This window comes from Nocardioides carbamazepini (genome assembly GCF_024614185.1).
GTDB classification, from domain to species: domain Bacteria; phylum Actinomycetota; class Actinomycetes; order Propionibacteriales; family Nocardioidaceae; genus Nocardioides; species Nocardioides carbamazepini.
Window position 1 is genome coordinate 609,920 of record NZ_JAHTLF010000016.1, and the last position, 20,971, is coordinate 630,890.

The window sequence follows — 20,971 nt, forward strand, 5'->3', positions numbered from 1 at the left end:
GGGGTTTCCGGATCATGTCCAATTTCGCGCGCCGTCCTCGGCGCCACGCCGAGCCGGAGCAGGGCCCGACGGCCCGCCGGTGGCGACCCACGATCACACTTCTGTTGCCGGCCGTCGTGCTGGCCAGCGCCGCGCTCGCTGGCCCGGCGCTCGCCGACGACGCCGACCCGGCGCCGGCTTCCGACCCGGGCCAGTCTGCCCAGACGACCCAGGCCGAGCCCGCCCCGGAGCCCGAGGCGGAGCCCGCTCCGGAGCCCGAGCCGGAGCCGGAGCCGAAACCTGAGCCCGCCCCCGCCCCCGCCCCCGACCCGAAGCCCGAGCCCGCCCCCGACCCGAAGCCCGAGCCCTCCGCGGAGCCGGACGCCGCAGACGCAGGCGAGGCCACCGAGGAGAAGGCGGACGAGAAGGCAGGCGAGCAGGCGGGCGAGGAGTCGGCCCAGAAGCCCGACCAGGAGCAGGCCGTGACCGCCGCACCGTCCGAGCAGGCCACCCCGGCCGCGGAGTACGCCACCGTCCAGGCGGCCGCGAAGGCCGGCGACGACCCGGGCATCGTCGTGCCGCAGGCGGTGAACACGAAGAAGGTCGTCGTGTGCAAGTACGTCAGCACCCCGCCGGGCTACTCCCACCACGTCATCGTCCCGTCGGTGAGCTCGCTGCAGGACTGGACCCCCGCGATGGGCTTTCCGTCGTTCGCCTTCGCCGACGCGCACGACTCGATCGTGATCCGCTACCTCGACGACAACGAGATCCCCGGTCAGGTGCCGAACAGCGCCTGCCCGACGATGGTCAGCCCGCCGATGCTGACCCTGCTGAACCCGTGCGGCGCCAACAACACGAGCTGGGCCGACCCGGCCGCCTCGCCGGCGTACTCCTGGGTGCGCAACGCGAACGGCTCGATCACCTTCACGGCCAGCCCGGGCTATCTCTTCCCGTCGACCACCACGGCCGGGCTGACGAGCTACACGAGCCCGCCGCCCCCGGCGGACACCGACCCGGTCAACCAGAACTGCACCGTGGATACCGTGATCACGCCGCCCGTCCTCCAGATGGACGACCCGTGCGGCGTCGGCAACGCGGTCTGGCTCAACCCCGGCAACACCGCGGCGTACACGGTCGCCATGGACACGCCGGCCGCCGGACAGGTCACGCTGACCGCCAACGCGGGCTTCACCTTCGCCGGGCCCGCGCCGACGTATGTCTACGGCCCGCCGGTGGAGACCAATGTGGCTGCGTGCCCGACCGTCGTGCAGCCGCCGGCGGTGCCCACCGTCAACCCCTGCGGCCCGAACAACATCGCGTTCGGCACCGTGCCGGCCGGTCCGTGGACCTCGTCCCTCGACCCGGACGACGGGTCGGTGACCCTCACCGCGACGGGCAACAACGTGTTCCCCGGCGGAGCGACGCTGCACGTCTACAACCTCCCCGCCGACAACGACCCGGCGTGCCTGGTCGCCCCGGCCCTCGCGCCCAGTGACCCGTGCGGCGTCGGCAACGCCGCGTGGATCCCTCCCGTGGAGACGCCGGACTACTCCGTGTCCGTGGTCAACGGCGTGATCCAGCTGATCGCGAAGCTCGGCAAGCTGTTCGTCGGCGACCAGCCGACCTACACCTATCCCGCCGCGGCGCCGGTCGACTCCGGCGTGGTCTGCGCGGTCGGTGGCGTCCAGGAGACGCAGCCGGCGAAGTCCGACGACGCGCCCGGCACGCCAGGGGCAGTCGGCGGCGTGCAGGCCACCAGCCTGCCCAACACCGGCGGCCCCGGGGGCTGGCTGATGCCGTTCGGCGTCCTGCTGGTGCTTGCGGGTGCCGGTCTGGTCCTGGCGCGGCGCAACCAGATGGGCTGAGGCCCGCGGGCGGATCGCTCGCAGCGACGGAGCCCGTGCCGAGGACGTCCTCGGCACGGGCTCCGTCTGTCAGTGCTCAGGAATGGCTCGGCGACCGGTGGCGCGCGATCGCCACGACCGCGAGAAGAAGTACGACGAACCACAGGACTCCGGCGGCGATCCACATCACGTAGAGATAGACGCCGTGGCGGCCGGATCGGTTGCCTCCGGGCACGGATCAGGCCGTCACCGGATCGGTCAGATGACCGATTCCCCGCCGATCGGGCGTGGCTACGTTCGGGCTCCCGCCACCGAAGGAGCCCAGCATGGTCCGCGTCGCCACCTGCAACGTCGAGTTCCGCGAGGTGTCCGGCTTCGCCGACTTCGCCGATCACCTCCGCGAGGTCCTCGACCAGGCACAGGGCGCGGACCTGGTCGTCCTGCCGGAGGCGGTCACGTTCGAGCTGATGACAGCGGCGCCGTCCTGGCCCGATGCCACCGACCTCGCTCCGGTCGTGGCCACGGCGGCGTACGGCGACGCCTTCCGCGACCTCATGGCGCAGGAGGCGGCCGCGCGGGGGCAGTACATCCTCGCGGGCAGCCACCTGGTCGCCACGGGCGAGGGCACCTACCGCAACGTCGCCGTCCTCGTCGACCCCGCGGGGAGGGTCGTGCACGAGCACGCGAAGACCCACCTCTTCCCGGCGGAGCACACCCTCGACATCGTCGAGGGCGACGAGATGGCGGTCGTGGACCTGCCGTTCGGCAAGGTAGGCATCCTGATCTGCTACGAGTCGCAGATCCCCGAGTGCGCGAGCACCCTGGTCGAGCAGGGGGCCCAGATCCTCCTCTGCCCCTCGCTCACCCTGACCCGGGCCGGCTTCTGGCGCGTGCGTCACTCGCTGGCCGCGCGGGCCATCGAGAACCAGGTGTACGCCGTCCACTCCGGCGCCGCCGGCCCGGCGCGGGGCGTCTGGCCCGGCTCCCGCGCGACGAGCGCCGTGCTCGGACCGTGCGACGGGCCGCTGCCGGACAACGGTGTCATCGCCGAGACGGCCGAGGACGTCGACGGGGTCGTCGTGGCCGAGCTCGACCTCGCCCTGCTGGAGACGCTCCGTGAGAGCGGCGCGACCACCACCTACCAGGACCGCCGCCGACGCGCGGACCTCTACCGCACCTGGCCCTCCCACGTGCACGCCTGAGCGACCCGACCCGACCCACGACCCGACAGGAACACCATGCAACCGACCGTCTGCCTGACCTTCGACTTCGACGCCATCTCCGTCTGGCTGGGGACGCTGGGGCTGGCCACGCCCACCTATGTCTCGCGCGGTGAGTTCGCGGCCAACGTCGCGACGCCCCGGATCCTCGACCTGCTGGAGCGCGAGGGGGTGACCAGCACCTGGTACATCCCTGGGCTGGACGTCGACACCTACCCCGACGTCTGCAAGCGGATCCGCGACGCGGGGCACGAGATCGGCCATCACGGCTACGCCCACGAGGGCCCCACGAGCCTCGACGAGACGGCCGAACGCCGGGTGCTGGAGCGCGGACTCGATGCCCTCGACCGCGTGCTCGGGGTGCGGCCGGCCGGGTACCGGTCGCCGGCCTTCGACCTGTCGGCGAACTCCACGCGCCTGCTCGCCGAGTACGGCTTCCGCTACGACAGCAGCATGATGGCCCGCGACTTCGAGATGTACCGGTGCCGCACCGGCGACGTGATCACCACCGACGGCATCACCTTCGGTCCGGAGCTGGATCTCGTCGAGGTCCCGGTCTCCTGGACCTTGGACGACTTCCCGTTCCTCGAGTTCGCCCTGATGCCGCCGATGGTGATGCCGGCCTCGACGGACGTCGAGGGGCTGACCCGGCGCTGGCTCTCCGATCTCGACTTCATGGCCGAGGAGGTGCCGCACGGTGTCTTCACGCACACCTTCCACCCGCAGTCGATCGGGCGCGGCAGCCGGATCAAGGTCCTCGAGCGGATGATCCACCGTGCCAAGGAGCACGGTGCCCGCTTCAGCACGGTGACGGATGCCGTCGACGCCTGGCAGTCGCGGCCGGCCGGGTCAGCCTGACGCCGGCGCCCGGAACCGTGCGGTGGCGTACGGCGACGGCGCGATGATCCGGTGCCGGCCGTGCTGGACCTGGAACACCAGGTGGGCCGCGCCCAGGGACGGGTCGACCGCGCTGTCGGGGTAGACGCGGTTGGTCTGGTCGGCGGAGCCGAGGTGGTAGGGACCGTTGACCCCGCGATGGGTCAGCGTGCGCAGCCGGCCGACCACCTCCGAGAAGCGGTCCGGGGAGTCGCTCTGCGTCCAGGCCTGGGCCAGCAGGCCGACCGCGTCGAAGTGGACGCCGGCGCTGGAGTGGCCGGCCCGCTCGCCGAAGGTGCGGGCGAAGCTGTGCGCGAACCGGCGGCCGAGGTGGTCGTCGTACTGACCGGTCAGCGTCGCCCACACCACCCCGTCCGCGGCGGGGCCGAGGGACTCGCAGACGCCGCCGATCGAGGGGGCGTAGAGGGCGTAGACCAGCAGGTCGTGGGGCTGGGGCAGCAACCCCAGGAAGGCGGACGTCTCGGGCCCGGAGAAGCAGGCGAGCATGACCGCCGCCGGATCGACGGTCGCGATGCGCGCGACGACGGCGGGCCAGTCCGGCCGCATCGCGTCGATCGGCACGACCGTGACCTCCCACCCGCGGCGCAGCGCCTCCTCGGCCGCCCGCTCGGGGAAGGTCTGCAGGTCGGTGTCGGCGTTGTCGATGACCAGGAGCCGACGGGAGCGCGGATGCCACCGGCCGGTGTCGGCCAGCAGGTCGAGCGTGCGCAGGAAGCCGTGGCCGTAGATCGTCTGCGGCCCGCTCAGCTGGAAGACGTTGCCGAACCGGGAGGGGTCGTCACGGACCACCTGCGCCGCGGAGGAGGATGTCGAGTGGTGCAGCACCGGGCAGCCGGTGTCGGCCGCCGCCGCGAAGATCGCGGCGACGTCCGCCGGCGAGCGGCGGTACGTGTAGGGGAAGGACACCGCGTCGACGTCCTCGCCCATCAGCCGCTCCATCGCCGCCCGCATGGACGCCGTCGAGGTCACGTCCGCGGCGACAGTGACCTCCTCCACCGGGCGCCCCCGCACACCGCCGGCACTGTTCAGGCCGGCCACCGCGAGCTGGCCGCCCCGCCGCATCTGCCGGGCGTCGTCGGCACAGTCGGGGTTGAGCGGGATGACGGCGCCGATCCGGAGCGGTCGGAGGCGACGTACCGGCCGGCGAGGAGCAGCGGTGGGCAGCGGATCCTCCCCGCGCGCCGCGGCCTCCAGCCGGATCGGGCCCAGGGGAGCGCAGCCACTCAGGTCGGCGCCGGGTATCGGGAGCGTGAGCAGGTCGAGCTCCTGGGCCAGCGCCGCTGCCGCGGCCCGGTTCGACACCCCCAGCTTGGCCAGGAGGTGCTCCACGTGGGTGGCCACGGTGCGCCGGCCGACGACCAGCCGCTCGGCGATCCCGGGATTGGCCAGCCCTGCCGCGATGAGGGTCAGGACCTGGAGCTCACGCCGGTTCAGGCCCGCGAGCCGCTCGGTGTCGGCCCGGTGGAGGTGCACGGTACGCCGACCGTCCGACCGCCGCGGGCCGACGGAGACGGCGGTCGCGCTCCTCGCCGGCGTCGGGTCCGACTGTGACTCCGGCTCCAGCCAGACGAACCGGATCGCCCCGATACCTGAGGTCGTCGCGGCGGTGCGGAGGTGGCCGGCCAGGCCGGAGAGCTCGGAGAGAGCACCGGCCGGCCGCGCGCTCAACCGGCCGTCCGGGTCGGTCTCGACCGTCGCTGCGAGCCGCCGGGCATCCATGCGCTCACCCTAGGCGAGGGACGGGAGACGCCGCCTCCAACTGCAGCATGGCGGACTCGTCCTCGGTGCCAGCCGGCCAGCCGACCGAGCTCGGCCGCGAGCTCCCGCGAGCCACTGTCCGGGCGACAGCGGCTCGCGGGAGGAAGAGGTCGGCTCAGCGGGTCGTGCGGACCACCACGGTGCGTGTCATCGCGGATGTGCCGATGTGGAGGGTCACGGTGAGTCTGTGCTTGCCGATCCGGACGTTCTTGCCGACCTTCAGCTTGAGGGTGACGACCCTGCTCTGGCCTTCGTCGAGGATCTTGACCCAGCCGGCCTTGGTGCCCTTGATCGCCTTGGCTCCCTTGCCCTTGGCGTGGGCGCGCAGGAGTGCGGTGATCGGGGCGGTGGTGCGGTTGTTCAGCAGGAACCGGACCTTGACCGTGTCGCCACGCTGTGCCGTGGCCTTCACCTTTCCGGCCGCGGAGAAGCCGACGGTTCCGGGCGGACCTTGGGGCCCGGTGATCCCGGGGTCGCCCTTGTCGCCCTTCGGGCCGGTGGCGCCGTCGGTCCCGTCGGTCCCGTCCGCGCCGTCCTGCCCCGGAGCCCCGGTGGGCAGGCTGGTGGACGTGCCGGTCAGTGCCGTTCGGGTGGCGCCGCCGGGGACGTCGCTCCTCACGACGAGGGTGGCGGTGGAGGTGGCGTTCGCGCGGGAGGGGGCGAACCGGACCCGTACGGCACAGGTCTCGGTCGGGGCCAGGACTTCGTCGGCGCAGGTGTCGCCGCTGATGAGGAAGTCGTCGGCGGAGAGGCCGTCCTGGTCGGTGGTCCGGATCTTGTCGATGTGCAGGACGTTGGATCCGGCGTTGGTGACCGTCACTGTCCGGGCGGTGCCGACCGTGTGGGCGGCTTGGGCGTCGAAGGTGCCTGGGTCGCTCAACGCCGCTTGGGTTCCGGCGGGGCCGGCCAGGGCGACCACGTCGGTGCGGGCCTTGGCGGACCAGTCGCCGTCCTTCTTGTTCTCCACGCCGCCGTAGAGCACGTCGTAGCCCTGGTCCATGATCAGCCGGACCTCGGCACCTGGCGTGAGCCGCTCGGGCATCTCGCCGATGCCCTCCCAGGCGCCCTGGTTGTCGGTGAACGTGGGCTCGAGGTCCAGGGGCAGCTGCGTGCCCAGCCGTTGCGGGGCGATGGCGGGGTCGCCGTTCCAGGCCCACAGCGTCTGCGGGGAGGCGGTGCGGGAGCCGCCGCCGATGGCCGAGAGGATGAGGTACTCGCCGCGTTCGTTCTTCCGGATCTCTCGGATCGAGTCGCCGCCGAGGTCGAGGAGGATCGGCTCACCGAAGGTGGCCCGGCTCGCGGTTCCGGAGGTCAGGGCCTCCAGATTGGTCAGCGGCACGATCAGCGCTCGGCCGCCGGCGACCCGTCCCTCGAGGGGGGAGCGGAACGCGAGGTAGAGCGCGGAGCCGTCGGGGGAGAACTCGGCGCCCTCGATGTTGAACCCGTCGACCGGGTTGGGGGTCGTGTTGGTGGCGGTGGCCGCGCGGAGTCCGAGCCGTGCGCCGCGCGCGTCGTCCCAGGCGACCAGGTCGGAGCGCAGGCTGCCGTAGCGGACTCCGACCGGGGTGAGGGTCGCACCGGCGCCGCTGCCGGCGAGCTTGGTCTCGTAGATCGAGTGCCGGGAGACCTGGACCTCGCCGTCCTTGTTGTTGCCGTGGGAGCCGAGCCACCAGATCCGGTTGCCCTTGCGGGCTGCGGCCTCGGCGTCGATCTCGATGTCTCCGTTGCCGGCCGGTGGCAGGTCGCCGAGAGAGAACTGTGCCACCTCGCGGCCGGAGGTCTCGCCGTCGTAGAGCCGCACCTCGTAGTTCTCGTCGTCGACGACCATCAGGTGCCCGTCGCCGACCGCGATCGCCGAGGAGGCGTCGGAGGAGCCGAGCAGCGTTCGGCTGGTCGGTGTCGTCGCTCGGGAGGCTCTGTAGACGAACCCGAACGTGGACGTCTTGCCCGTGGTGCCGGTGACCGTGAAGGTGAGGTCGATCTGGCCGTCGGTCGGCCGCTGGGGGGCGATCGCGATGCTGCGGTGGGCGCCGGTGCCGGTGATCTCGACGTCGGCGGCGGTGACGGCTGCCGGGTCCGCGCCTCCGGTCACGCTGATGCCGGCCAGCTCGAGCCGGATCCGGGTGGGATCGACCAGCGCGCCCGAGGCGTCGAGCTGGGCGAGGTGGACCGGGATCGACGGATTGGTCGGGTCCCCGACCACGCCGGCCGGCGCTGACCCGCCCGTCTCGATTTCGCCGGGAGTGAGCTGGACGTAGGAGGAGGGGCCGTCGAGGGCCTGGGCCAGCGCCAGCTCCGGCTCGGCCGCGGTGATGGCGAGCGGCGCCGAGGTGCTGCTCACGCCCGTCGCCTTGCAGGTGACCTTTGCCTGGAGCCGGTGGCCCAGGTCGGTCACCGAGGCGACGTAGCCGGGCGTGCTGCTCGGCCCTCCCATCGGGTTGACGGTGGTCGAGTCATCGAAGTGGGTGTTGCCGGCGAACGGGTCGCCGTCGCGCAGCCACTGGTAGCTGAAGCTGGCGGGCGTCGTGCACGGTGAGCCGGTGAACGTACTGCCGGGGTCGGTCACCTGGAGCAGCTGGCCGACCTGCGGCGTGCCGGTGACCTGCGGACCGGTCGCGTCGCCCGGATCGACCGGCGGGGTGGAGAAGTGCACGGTCCAGTTCGGGGTCACTGGGACGCTGCCGGCGGTGGGGTCGGTGACGGTGAGCAGGCCGGTGGCGGGGTCGTAGGACCCGGCCGTCGGGTCCACGGCTGGGACGGTGGCGTCCCCGGTCTTCAATGGCACGGTGACGCCGCCGTCGCGGTAGGCGCCGGCGTACACCGACTGGCCGCTCGCGCGGGCGCCGGTCAGCTTGTTCTTCGGCCACGCCGCGAACGCGGAGAGGTCGGTGATCCGGTTGTTTCCGAGCAGCAGCCCCTGACTGGCGGTCAACGAGACGTTGCCCAACTTGCCGCCGCTCTCCCCGTACGCCGCGAGCGGGGACGCGTCGGTGATCCGGTTGCCACTGAGGTCCAGCGTGGTGAGCAGTGCCTTGTCGAACTTCCCGACCAGCGGCGTTACGTCGGTGATCTTGTTGCTGCCGGCCCGCAGGGCGGTCAGCTTCGGCGCCGCCGGGATGCCGTCGAGGCTGCGGACCTGGTTGCCCGTGATGGTGAGGACGGCCAGGTCGGACATGCCGGCGAGCGGTGTGAGGTCGCCGATCTGGTTGGTGCCGACGCTCAGCGTGGTCAGGCCGGTCAGGCCGGTGAGCGGGGTGAGGTCGCTGATCTGGTTGTTGTTGAGATTCACGGATCGCAGCGAGTTCAGGCCCACCAGCGCAGACAGGTCGCTGATCCGGCTGAAGGGCAGGGTCAGCGTGGCGAGCCGGGACAGACCGGCCAGCGGGCTGAGGTCGGTGACCGTGTTGGGATCGGTGACCATCAGCGCTCTCGTGGCGAGCGAGGTGAGGTTGGTGAATGCCTCCAGCCCGGTCAGGTCGCCGAGCGGTCCGATGCTCGAGGCATCGATGGCCGTGACGCTCAGCGCGTCGGCCTCGGTCACGTCCTGGTCGGCGGGGTGGCCCAGCCGGGCGTTGATCGCGGCCTTGAGGTTCGCGTCGGGGATGGCGACGATGTCGCCGGGCGCGGCGTGCGCGGACGGCGCCGCGAGCATCGCGCTGAGCACCGCGACCAGGACGACGAGGAGGGCCGGGGGACTGATGGGGTGGAGGCCGGTGGCTCGGTCGTGTTCGTCGTGTCGCTCGGGGCGGTGCCGTGCTGTTCGTACTGCCCGCATGCGGACGCACTCCTGACTGGGTGAGGGGAGACGGGACGGAGCGCGAGAGCACCGTCCCGAGCCACCCGGCCCCACGCGCACAGGCCCTGAGGCAAGCAGCGGAAGATGTCGACCGGCCGGCCCGCGAGGTGAACAAGGAGCCAACGACAACCGCGGCTCACAGGAGCCGGGTGAGTCGGCCGGAGTGTGCCCGCCGTGGTCATTGAGGGCGGCCGTCGTCGGAGTGACATCAACCCGACACCCAATCGTCACGCGACGGCCCACGAAAACCCCGGCCGGGGCTGTTCACATATTCGTGAGCCGAGTCGGATGGCTGTTCAGGCCGAGAAGGCTCACCGATCCCCACCCCCGGGGACGGCCGCGTCGCACCCCACGCCAGGTTGGAGTCCAGGTGAGGTGCCACGCGGCCGGGTGTCACATCCCTTCCGCAAAAAGGAGCAACATCTCATGCTAACGAACCACACGGGCCGCCGGCTTCGCCGGACCGGCCTCGCCGCCGCTGCGGTCCTCTCCGTCAGTGGCGGCATGCTCGCCGCCGGCTTCGCCTCGCCCGCCTCGGCCTCCGTGGCCGGCGTGGTGATCAACGAGGTGGAGTCCAACGGCGACACCACCGACTGGGTCGAGCTCTTCAACCCGACCGGGTCCCCGATCAGCCTGTCCGGCGCGGTCCTCTCCGACGCCGACGACACCCACGCGTTCCCGCTCAGCGGCACCGTCGCCGCCGGCGGCTACGCGGTCTTCGACGTCAGTGTCGGCACCGACGGGTTCGGTCTCGGCGCCCCGGAGGACATCCGCCTCATCGACGGCAACGACCCGGCCACCGATCCCACCATCGACTCCTACTCCTGGGCGTCCCACGCCCCCACGACGTACGGTCGCAACTGGGCGGTCGATGACGACAGCGACGGCCTCGGCGACTTCCAGGTCACCGACCACGCCACCCGCGGCACGGTCAACGTGTTCCCGGGCGGCTCGATCGGAGACATCGACGGCGTCGTGCTCAACGAGGTCGAGTCCAACGGCGACACCACCGACTGGATCGAGCTCTACAACACCACGGGCGCCCCGATCGACATCAGCGGCGCGCTGCTCTCCGACAACGACAATGGCCACGTCTTCACCGTCCCGGCCAGCACCACCCTCGCCGCTAACGGCTACGCGGCCTTCTCGGTGGACAGCGCCTTCGGCCTCGGGGCCTCGGACTCGGCCCGGCTGTTCGCCCCCGGTGACGTCGCCCTCGGCACGGTGATCGACTCCTACACCTGGACCACCCATGCGGTCGTGACCTACGGCCGGGACTGGACCGTCGACGCCGACCTCGACGGCCTGGGTGACTGGAAGCCCACCACGGCGAGCACGTTCGGCGTCGTCAACCAGTTCGCGTCGGGCTCGCCCGTCTCCTTGGCAGGGGTGAAGATCAACGAGGTCAAGTCCACCGGCGACGACGTGCACGGCGACTGGGTCGAGCTGAGGAACACCAACGGCAGCGGCAGCGTCAACCTCGCGGGGGCCATCCTGTCCGACGCCAGCGACAACCACGTCGTCCGGATCCCGTCCGGCACCACGCTGGCCGCCGGGCAGGTCATCGCGCTCCGGGTCGACGACCCGGCCCTTCCGGGCAACTTCGGCCTCGGCGACGCCGACGCGGCGCGACTGTTCCGCTCCGACACCAGCAACCTCACCACGCCCGCGCCCGGTCAGCTCGCCGACTCCCGGTCGTGGACCACGCACGCCCGCACCAGCTGGGGCTTCGACTCGGGTTCCGCCGTCGAGACCAATGTGCCGACGTACGGTGCTGCCAACGACTACTCCACCCCGACCGTGCCCGACGCTTCGTGGGTCGTGCTCAACGAGATCGAGTCCTCGGTCTCCGGTGGGCAGGACTTCGTCGAGCTGAAGAACACCGCCTCGACCGCCATCGACGTCACGGGCATGGTCCTCTCCGACAGCGACAACACCCACGCCTACGTGATCCCGTCGACCTCGCCGATCGCGGCCGGCGGGCTGCTGACCATCGAGATCGACACCGTCACCGGCGGCTTCGGCCTCGGCTCCGACGATGCCGTCCGGCTCTACCGCTCCGGCGCGACCGTGGGCACCTCGATCCCGCTCGACCACCACGAGTGGACCGTGCACGCCACCGGCACCTACTCCCGCACCGCGGGCGGCCTCGGCGACTGGGCCGACTGCACCTCCACGAAGAACGCGGCCAACGCCTGCTGACCAGCGCGGCACCGCCGTACCACTGAGCGCGGATGCCGCCGGGACGATCTCCCGGCGGCATCCGTCAGTCGTCTGGGCCGTGGCACTCAGGCCCGTCGGCGGTCGGGACACGCGGGCTCGGCGAGATCGGCCTCCGGGATCCGGATCCGGAGGCGACGCAGCCAGGCCGGGGTGGACTCGGGCCCCCGCTGCTGCCCGACCTGCGGCGGCAGCGGCCGCCAGGACCGAGGCAGCGGGTCCACGGCACACCACGTCGGAGCAGCGCGTCCGGCCCGCTCGAACTCGTGACCGACAACGGCGGCGAGCAGCGTGTCCCACTCGAGGCTGTCCGTCGGCACCGGTGCCGCGTTCCAGGCGTCGAGAGTCACCGTGTCGTCGGCCTGCATCGCGGCCCGTAGTTGCGCGCGTGCCGCCAGAACGGTGGCCCATGCGTGCTCGATCTCGCCACGCCGGACGCTCTTGCGGATGGCCAGCGCAGCCGTCGGGGTCGACAGGAGGTTGCGTTCCGCAACCGCGGCCAACGCCTGGCCCAACCGCAGACACCGCACGTACGCGCGGGCGACGGGTTGCACCGTGCCGGACAGCCACTCGGAGAAGCGACCCGGACGAGATCCTACGGCGAAGGCGAACTGCGACTGCGTCAAACCGCTTGCCGCGACCACGCGCCGCAACTGGGCGATCACCTCGCGGCTGTCGTCATCGAGATCAGACGAACGGTGCACGAATCAGCCAACTCCCCCCACGCGGTCGGTGTCATGTGGACGGCGACAACGAACGACGGCGAAGTGCCCAGCGTACGGGACCCGTCTGGGCCAGGCATTGAGCAACGCTCCAAGCGTGGCGATTCGGTGGACACGGCGTTGAGAACGGTGTGCCGCCAGAGTGGCGCATCGCTCCGGGAGGACGAGTCGCGGTGCATGCCGGGACCTCACGCGCACTGACCTGCTTGCGGAGGCTGGTCCGCCGGGGTTCATGTCGATCACAGCACCGCGAGTACCGGCGGGTCTCGTAGTAAGCAGCGATGGTCACGACCGTGCGTAGGCCTGAGTCGTCCAGATTCTTGCGGGTGTCCGCAGCCCAGCCATCGGCTCGACGTCGAGACGGTGAACGGCTGGGAAATTCGGCAAGGGGTCAGAAGTCGGGCGCGTTCAATGCGCCTATGCGAGTTCCCATGTGGTTGACAGGCTCGGCGAGAGGGCCGCGCGTCGCTGTGCGAGTCGTCGCGGCAGTTCTTGCGATCTCTGTGCTTCTCGCGGCGGCTCCGGGCTCGGAGGCGATCCAAGCGGCTGGTGGACCGGGGCCGGGCGCGGAGCAAGGGTCGGCATTGGGTCAGCTCTCAGTTGACCGGCGGAAGCCCCCTTCGCCCGCGCCGATCGACGCTGACTCGTTGAGTGCTCCGACCGGCGCCAAGGTCGACCGTCCTCGGCTCGATGCGCAGTCGGTGCGTCGGGCGAATGAACTGAGGGAGGGGATGGAGGAACAGCGTCCCCGACCTCTGGAGGAGCCTCGTGCCCTTCGGAAAGCGAAAAAGGCGGATGTCGAGGTCAGAGAGGCCGTCGACGGCAACGACTTCACAGTGCTCGAGCCAGGCGCTCCTGAGTTCGAAGCACGCTTCGGGGAAGCCGACGCCGACCCCGCTCCGCTGGCCGATCCGTCATCTGCGGTCGACCCGCAGGCTCGGTCGAGGGCAGCGTCGGCGGCGCCACTGTGCACCGGGTTCGCCTGGTGCGCCGAGTACACGGTCGGTAGCAGTTGGGCGTTCCCAACGCCGTTCCAGGCTGGCCGAGTCAATGTCATGGTCAAGAACGTCGGCACTACGGCGTGGGCGGCCGGCCAGGTGGCGCTGGGGTATCACGTCTATGACAGTGCTGGGAACGTGGTGCAGTTCGTCAATGCGATGACGACCATCGACGTGAATGTGTACTCAAATTCTGCCATATCGGTGAGCGTTGTGTTGTTGCCACGGCAGTCCGGGTCCTACAAGTACGTGTTCGACCTTTATCGGATGTCACCGATTCCGTCGAAGTGGTTCAGCCAGCTCGACAGCCCGGTGCCCGCATCGACGGCGTACATCATTAACGTCGCGCATGTCCCACCGATTGGGTGGTTCTCGAATCCACAGTTCACCAACGTCACCTTCGATACACAGGCACCCAGTTTTTCCGTCTACACACAGAAGGACCCGTCGGTCTCCGCCGCCGTTATGATCGGGGTCTGCCGGAAGGATGTCGCCGACAGTTGCGTCAATTCGGGTTGGCTCGCCATGCCGGACAACAGTGGCGGAGCGGTGAACTGGACCGTTCCAGACGGACACGTGTATTGGAACAAGAACTACATCGCCTACTTTCGCATCCAGGACGGCCACGGCGGTCCAGTCATTGACTACCCCAGCCAGATGCTGGATTTCGTGGCAAGCGTGCCCCAGCCCGTTGGCGCTCATCTAGGCTCAGACCCTTCTCAAGTCGACGACAACGGAGTCGGGCTCTTCGTCGGCAACTACGTCCACCGGGCGGTCGACCTCGAGATCGCGGGCGCGCGACAGACCTTGGCCGTTCCGCGCACCTACAACAGTGCCAGTCACGAGGTCGGGGCTTTCGGGTACGGCTGGACTTCGATGCTCGACGCCCGATGGACGCCTTCGTCCGACGGACGATCGTTCGAGGTCAGATTCCCGGACGGCGCGGTCAAGAAGTACGCGCGCAATCCCGACGGCACCTGGGCCGGAGGCTTCGGTGAGCCGCTGAACCGACGCATCTTCGCCGACGATCGCCAGATCACGTTCGGAAAGACCACCTACAAGTTCGATCCTCAAAGCGGCGGGCTGCAGTACATCCGATCCGGCTACGACGACGTGATCAAGATCAACCGCAACGCTGGTGGCATTCCGACCAGCATCGAGGAGGGCACCTCCGGTCGCCGGATCTACCTCTCCTGGACTGGCCAGTTGGTCACCGGCATGTCGTCGGGCCCCAACGGAACCGGCATCGCGTGGACCTTCAGCTACAAGACGCTGAACCGTCTGCACCGGGTCTGCGACCCCAGAACCTCATGGCCGTGTCTAACCTACAACTACACCTACGTCCCTGTGGCGGACGACGGGCTGGAGATCGTCGAGATCGACGCGGTCGGAACCGACGACATCACCATCGCGTACAACGGACGGCAGGTCTCCTCCATCGAGCAGCCTGATGGTGCCCAGTCGATCTACACCCACGCCACGATTCCTGGTGTGCCGGTCGGTGACGTGTTCGCGGTCGCCAGGCAGGTCACCATTCTGGGTGAGCGCTTGACTAGGCGGGTCTCCTTCAACCGGACGGGCGCGATCCTCGAGGACACCGACAACATCGTCAACGGTGCGAAGTCGACATCGCAGCCGTTCACCGAGCGGACCTCGTACGTCTACAACGTGTTCGGTCAGTTGACGGCGGAGATCGACAAGAACTCGAACCCGACGGAGTTCGGCTATGACGGGGTCACCGGTGCGGTCAATGTCGTGCGGGTCTACCGCGACAACGAGGTTCGTGCGACTGAGTACCTGCACTACCGGCCGGATGTCTATCGCCCGACCGATCCGCTGGTCGGCAACCTTCTGCGCGTGCGCAACCAGGCGTCTAAGGACGTCGTGTACTCCTATCGCGACGATTCCACGGGCTTTCTGGCCACCAAGACGGAGGCAGTCGGCGATGACGACACCGCCACGACCACCTATGAGTACACCTGCCTCGATGACGAAGGCGGGTTCGCTCCCGCGGTGGTGAACGACCCGACGGCCGGTCCCGGCGAGACCCAACCCTGCTCCCTGATCTCCGCGATAACTCAGCCGGGCAGTCGACGGACCGAGTACGAGTACAACCGATTCGGAGATGTCACCCGCGTCACCACGCCCACCGGGCTTCGGACGGACACATGGAGGGATGACTTCGGCCGCGCGCAGAAGGTCACCGAGTCCTCGCCGGAGAATCCCGGCGGAAAGACGATCGACTACACCTACAACTCGATCGGGCAGGTGACCTCAGAGACCTGGAGTCCGGTGGCTGATCCCATCACCGGCGCCCAAGCCAGATACCGCGCAACGTATGCCTACAACCCCACCGGGACGTTGGCGTCCAAGGTCGAGACCGACATCGAGTCGGAGGCAGCGACACCGCCGACGCGCACGACGGAGTACGCCTATGACGTACGCAATCGCGTCAGCGAGGTTTCCCAGGGCGGGACCGTCCTCAGTCGTCAGGCCTACAACGGCTTCGGGCAGGTCACGGATGCCTGGGACGCGAACAACAACCACCGACGCCTCAGCTATTGGCCGCGCGGCGAGCTCAAGGAGGAGCAACTGGTCGGCTACGTCAATCCGCAATGGGTGCAACCAGCCGGCGCCGAACGCACGATCGTCCTTCGTTCGATGGCCTACGACGCCGGCGGACGTCTCATCGACGTACGAGACGGTGCAGGTGGCCGGACGCTCTATGACTGGACCCAGGATGACCGTGTTCGACGCGAGCGTCGCCTGAGAGACACATCGACGTTCATCACGGCCCACGAGTACTCCTACGATGACGCCGGCAACGTGGCCTCAGACAAGAGGACAGCCGACAACGGCTCGACCCGGACGATCACGATGAGCTACGACGACGCCGATCGCATGACCAGGCAGATCGTCGACGTCAGGACTACGACCAACCCGAACGGGCTGAACTACACGACGCAATACACCTACGACCCTCAAGGCGATCTCACCGAGCGGTCGATCGACGACGGCACCCGCCGCGAGTCCGAGCGGCTGACGTACCGACCTGATGGCCGACTGCGCCACAGCACGATCGAGAACGGAGCGGTAGATCTCACGACCGCCTACACGGTCGGCGGCGATGGGCGGCTCCGTGCCGTCACCGACCCGCGCGGCACCGTCGAGGGAGCCCCGAGTGAGCCGCACACCTCTCGTTTCGCCTTCGACAAGTGGGGGCGACCGACCACGGTGCGGCTCCCTCAAGCCGCGACATTCGACGGCGCATCGGTCGACCACCAGATTGACGACCAGTCTCAGACCCTGATCGCCTACGACGTCTTCGGCCAGCCCCGGGCTGAGCGGCGAGCAGATGGCGGCATGACGGTATACGAGCGCGGAGCGCGCGGGGAGTTGCTGCGCGAGGTCGTCTTCGCCGACGACTCCACGGCGGACAGTTCGAGCGCCCTCGCGGTCACGAGCTATCAGTACGACGCGAACGGCAACGTCACTGTTGAGACCGATCCCGAAGGCAACACGGTCACGTTCACCTATGACGCCTTGGACCAGGTCGTGCAGGTCACGCAACAGCAGACGCCGCTGGTCGATGCGTATGCACCGACCGACCGCTACGCTTATGACGACGCCGGCCGGCTCGTCTACCACGTCGATCCAGTCGGGCTCCGCACCGCCTACGAGTACGACACGCTCGGCAACCAGGTCCGCCAGACCGCGACCGAATCGGTAGGTGTGCCGACGGCCCAGGACATCGAGACCGTCAGAACCTTCGACGACTTCGGCAATCGTCTGACGACGAGGGTCACGGGGACCGGCGTCACGGAGACCTTGACCTATGACGCTGCCGACCGGCCGGCAACACGTACGGTGACCGGACTCGGCACGACGACCTTCAAGTGGGACCTGGCCGGCCGGCTCGTTGAGGAGCGAAGTCCGGCACCCGAGTCCATCGTCCAGGTCCACGACTACGACCTCGCGGGCCGCCGCGCGTCAATCACTCGACGATCGGTAGCAACCGGCAACGCTCAGAAGACCGAGTGGTCCTACGACGCGGCGGGCAATGCACTCGCGGAGACCGACGCCCGCGGGAACCAGACGGCCTTCGAATGGGATGCTCGCAATCAGCTACGGCGCACTATCGAGCCCGAGGTCGACACCGGCTCCGGTGCCGGGAACACAGTGGTGCGACCGACGACCTCCTTCGGCTACGACGCCGTCGGCAACCGGACCCAAGTCACCGACGCCAACGGCAACACGACCCTCACCCGCTACGACTCGAGATCGCTTCCCACCTCGGTCCTCCTGCCGGCCGCGGGACCGCACGTGTCCGAGGCCGACCGGTCCTACACCTACGCCTACGACCGGCGCGGACTGCCCATCGAGGAGACGGTACCCGGCGGTGTCTCGGTCACCAGCACCTACGACAAGCGGGGCAATCTGATCAACCAGGCCGGTGTCCGCGGCGCGACCACCTCGGAGCGACTCCTCAGATACGACGGCGCGAACCGCATCATTGCCGTCAGCCGCCCCGGCACGGAGGCGATCGAGTACACGCGCGACCTACGCGGCAATCCGATCAAGGCCTTCTACACCGACGACGAAGACCCGGAGTTCAAGCCCACGCTCGCTCGAGCGACCTACGACAGCCTCAATCGCACGACATCGACCGAGGTCACCGGCGCCGACCTCAAGACCACCTACACCTACAGCGGGGCCTTGCTTGCCTCGACGACCGACGTGTCATCGGGCGTCACCCAACGCTGGATCTACGACGCCGCCGGCCGCGTCATGCAGAAGAGATCCGTCAGATCGACCTCGCCGGACGTGTTCCCAACCGCTGTGGAGACCATCAGCTACGACTCACTCGGCAGGCTCCGAGCGCAGTCACTGTCGGACGGCGCAGACACCGGCGTCGGCGAGATCCGCTACACCTGGGACGCCAACGACAACCTTCTCAGTCGGGTCGCATTCCGTGGGCTCCGCAGCTCCGCAAGCGACTTCCGCTACGTCTACGACGCGGCAGATCGGCTGATCTCGGTCCACGACATCTCCAACACCGTCAACCCAGACGGCAGCGTCGACGCGAGTAGGACCACCGGCCAGGACTACATCTGGGACCCCGCCGGCAACCGCACCACGACGAAGCCATGGAGCGGTGATCCCGCTATCAAGAGCTACGGCCCGAGTCATGACTTCAGCTACGACACCCGCAACCGCCTGACCCAATGGAACAGTTCATCATACGAGCGCAGCTACGCCTACGACGCTGACGGAACGCTGCGACAGACCACGGTGCTTGACGACGAAGAGTCCACCTCGTCCGACACCCGGTTCGATGCCTTCGGACAGCTCGTCCAAGACGGCTCCGTTGCCTATCAGTACGACGCCCTCGGCCGGCTGACCCAGGCGTTCCGGCACTCGGGGACCAACGGGATCGACCACTTCTCCTACCAGATGCTCGACCGGGAACCGACCGTGATCGGTCAAGGCTCCACCCAGTGGATCGTGGGGCGAACCCCGGGCGGCACGCCCCGTGTCCAACGAAAGGGCACCGACGAAGCCACCAACCCCACCATGGGACTGCTCACCTCGCCCCATCGAGACGTCATCGGCTCCTACTCGATAGCCAACGCCCAGCTGACAAGCACCACGAGCTATGGCGCCTTAGGAGAGAAGCGCGCGTCCAGTGGACAGGCAGGCCCCGTGGGCTGGCAAGGTTCCTACCGCGACCCCACGACCGGCCGCACGCGAGCCGACAGCCGCTGGTACGACCCCGCCATGGGCCGCTTCATCTCCCCCGATCAGAACCCGCCCCCGATCACCTCCGCGGCATCTGCGAACTCCTACGGCTACGGCGACGGCAACCCGACCAGCTCCTATGACCCCGCCGGCACCTGGGCAGTACCGAACTTCATCAACGGCAGCACCCTCGGGGACATCGGGCGCCTCATCGCGGGCGGTGTCGATGACGTCGCAACCGCCGGGGCCAGGCTCGCAGGCACCCCAGCTGTCACCTGGGGCACCCGCCTCATCGGGCTCGGCGCCACCGCCGCGACCGTCGTCGCGGCAACAGCGACCGTCGCCGCAGTCGCGGGAATCGCCTACCTCGCCTGGCAACTGAGCCAACCACAGAACCTCCCCGACGTGCAGATCTCCCCACCGGCGACAGCCGCCCCCCAGGTGACCGCGCAATCCGTGACCAGCTCCTCGGCCAGCACGTCGAAGACAGCGAAGAGCAACTGGTCGGACGGCACCAGCCTCTATGTCCAGACGAAGACGACAACGATCACCAAGACCACCACCGTCACCACCTACACCGACGGCACCACCAAGAGCCAGACCACCACCGGCTCACCACAGGTCCAGGTCTTCACCAAGTCCCAGCCGCTCATCGACCTGACCAACGCCATCCCGGCCCGCGGCAGCCCCACCGTCTCCGGCCCCCAACCACCGGCCCGCACCGACCCCGCACAAGCAACCTGCAGCGGCGCCGCCGTCGGCGTCGTCTGCCCCGCCTCACCCACCCAATCAAGCCTGCCCGCCATCCCCACAGCACCCGACCGCCAACTCGCCGGAGCCAGCGGAGGCAACAACCCACCCACACCGCCCACACGATCCGGTCCTGCGGAATGCCCCGACCCATCCGACGAAGGCAACGCCGCCAACACCGGGGGCTACAACAACGCCCTCCGCGGCCCCGACGGACGTTTCAGCACCAACCCAAACTCCGCGAGATCCAACGCGTCCCCGTCTTCGTCGACTCACGGCAACGCACTTGCCAGCGATGCTCGAACGTGGCTGTATCGTCGGCTGTCCAACGCTGGTGAGTTCAAGAAGTGGGGAATCACGAGCAACCTACGGGGCCGGTACGGCACTGCGGATCTGGGTTCCGACATCATGGTGCCCATGACGTCCGGCAGCCGCCTGCATATGTCGAATCTTGAGCGGTGGCTGGTCGAGAATGACCCAGGCCCCGACAACCACGAGCCCTGGGCAGGAGATGGCTGTTGAGCTCGCCACAGCCGTCAATTGCCGTCGGCGGGGTACTTGGCGATTCTGACAGCAAGAGCCTGAACTGGGCCCGTGCGATCGGGGAGCTTTCCCGTCAGGTCGAACACGCGCAAGCCGCAACCGACAGCCCTCTTCGCCTCAGTATCGAGTTCCATGTCGGCGGAAGGTTGGCCTCTGTTGACTGGAGCGGCGTCCGAACTGGTCGTTTCAACCGACGCCGCGCTCAGTTGATAGTCCAAGCCGCCGTCCCCCCTTTTTCGGAGGAGGACGAGCGCGCGGTGCTGTTGCGACTCCTCGTCGACGCCGTCGACCAAGCCGAGGCGTTTGCCGTCAGACAAGGAGTTGCTGACTCACTGACTGAGATTCGAATCATCGTCGAGCACGTGATCAGCCAGTGATCAGCTGCCTGAAGCGGTCGTTACGCTGCACAAACGCACCTTGAACCGCCCCGGTTTGATGCCGCTGCTGTTGAGTCCGGAAGGATGAACAGCATGCGAAGAAGATCGATCCTGCCCCGGCTCCGCAG

9 protein-coding genes are annotated in these 20,971 nt (G+C 69.0%); 6 read left to right on the plus strand and 3 right to left on the minus strand.

Annotated elements, in window-relative coordinates; genetic code table 11:
• Positions 1-14 precede the first annotated feature (14 nt).
• The 3 genes from KVF89_RS15575 (at position 15) to KVF89_RS15585 (ending at position 3,901) form a co-directional block, all read left to right on the plus strand.
• Complete coding sequence (locus tag KVF89_RS15575; RefSeq protein WP_257426853.1) at positions 15-1,844, plus strand: LPXTG cell wall anchor domain-containing protein; 1,830 nt, start codon at positions 15-17, stop codon at positions 1,842-1,844.
• Positions 1,845-2,149: 305 nt separating this feature from the next.
• On the plus strand, positions 2,150-3,025 hold the full coding sequence (locus tag KVF89_RS15580; protein ID WP_257426854.1) for a nitrilase-related carbon-nitrogen hydrolase: 876 nt from the start codon (positions 2,150-2,152) through the stop codon (positions 3,023-3,025).
• A 36-nt stretch (positions 3,026-3,061) separates the two neighbouring features.
• Positions 3,062-3,901, plus strand: a complete 840-nt coding sequence (locus KVF89_RS15585; protein WP_257426857.1) for a polysaccharide deacetylase family protein — start codon at positions 3,062-3,064, stop codon at positions 3,899-3,901.
• On the opposite strand, the gene KVF89_RS15590 is transcribed toward KVF89_RS15585, so the two are convergent.
• Together KVF89_RS15590 and KVF89_RS15595 are read right to left on the minus strand one after the other, a co-directional pair.
• Positions 3,893-5,659, minus strand: a complete 1,767-nt coding sequence (locus tag KVF89_RS15590; protein WP_257426859.1) for an ABC transporter substrate-binding protein — start codon at positions 5,657-5,659, stop codon at positions 3,893-3,895. The genes KVF89_RS15585 and KVF89_RS15590 overlap by 9 nt on opposite strands.
• Before the next feature lie 154 nt (positions 5,660-5,813).
• The gene (locus KVF89_RS15595; protein WP_257426860.1) at positions 5,814-9,473 is read right to left on the minus strand and encodes a leucine-rich repeat domain-containing protein; all 3,660 of its coding nucleotides are present in this window, start codon (positions 9,471-9,473) and stop codon (positions 5,814-5,816) included.
• Between the two features lie 447 nt (positions 9,474-9,920).
• Here KVF89_RS15595 and KVF89_RS15600 point away from each other — a divergent pair, with 447 nt between their 5' ends.
• A complete protein-coding gene (locus KVF89_RS15600) occupies positions 9,921-11,696 on the plus strand; it encodes a lamin tail domain-containing protein (RefSeq protein WP_257426862.1) in 1,776 nt (591 codons plus the stop codon).
• An 86-nt stretch (positions 11,697-11,782) separates the two neighbouring features.
• Here the strand turns inward: KVF89_RS15600 and KVF89_RS15605 are convergent, their stop codons facing one another.
• Positions 11,783-12,418 (minus strand): hypothetical protein, encoded by a 636-nt coding sequence (locus KVF89_RS15605; protein WP_257426864.1) that lies wholly within the window; start codon positions 12,416-12,418, stop codon positions 11,783-11,785.
• Positions 12,419-13,083: 665 nt separating this feature from the next.
• On the opposite strand from KVF89_RS15605, the gene KVF89_RS15610 reads away from it, so the two are divergent.
• Positions 13,084-20,445, plus strand: a complete 7,362-nt coding sequence (locus KVF89_RS15610) for an RHS repeat-associated core domain-containing protein (RefSeq protein WP_257426866.1) — start codon at positions 13,084-13,086, stop codon at positions 20,443-20,445.
• The gene (locus tag KVF89_RS15615) at positions 20,442-20,843 is read left to right on the plus strand and encodes a hypothetical protein (RefSeq protein ID WP_257426868.1); all 402 of its coding nucleotides are present in this window, start codon (positions 20,442-20,444) and stop codon (positions 20,841-20,843) included. Before KVF89_RS15610 ends, KVF89_RS15615 begins: the two co-directional genes overlap by 4 nt.
• The last annotated feature ends 128 nt before the right edge of the window (positions 20,844-20,971 follow it).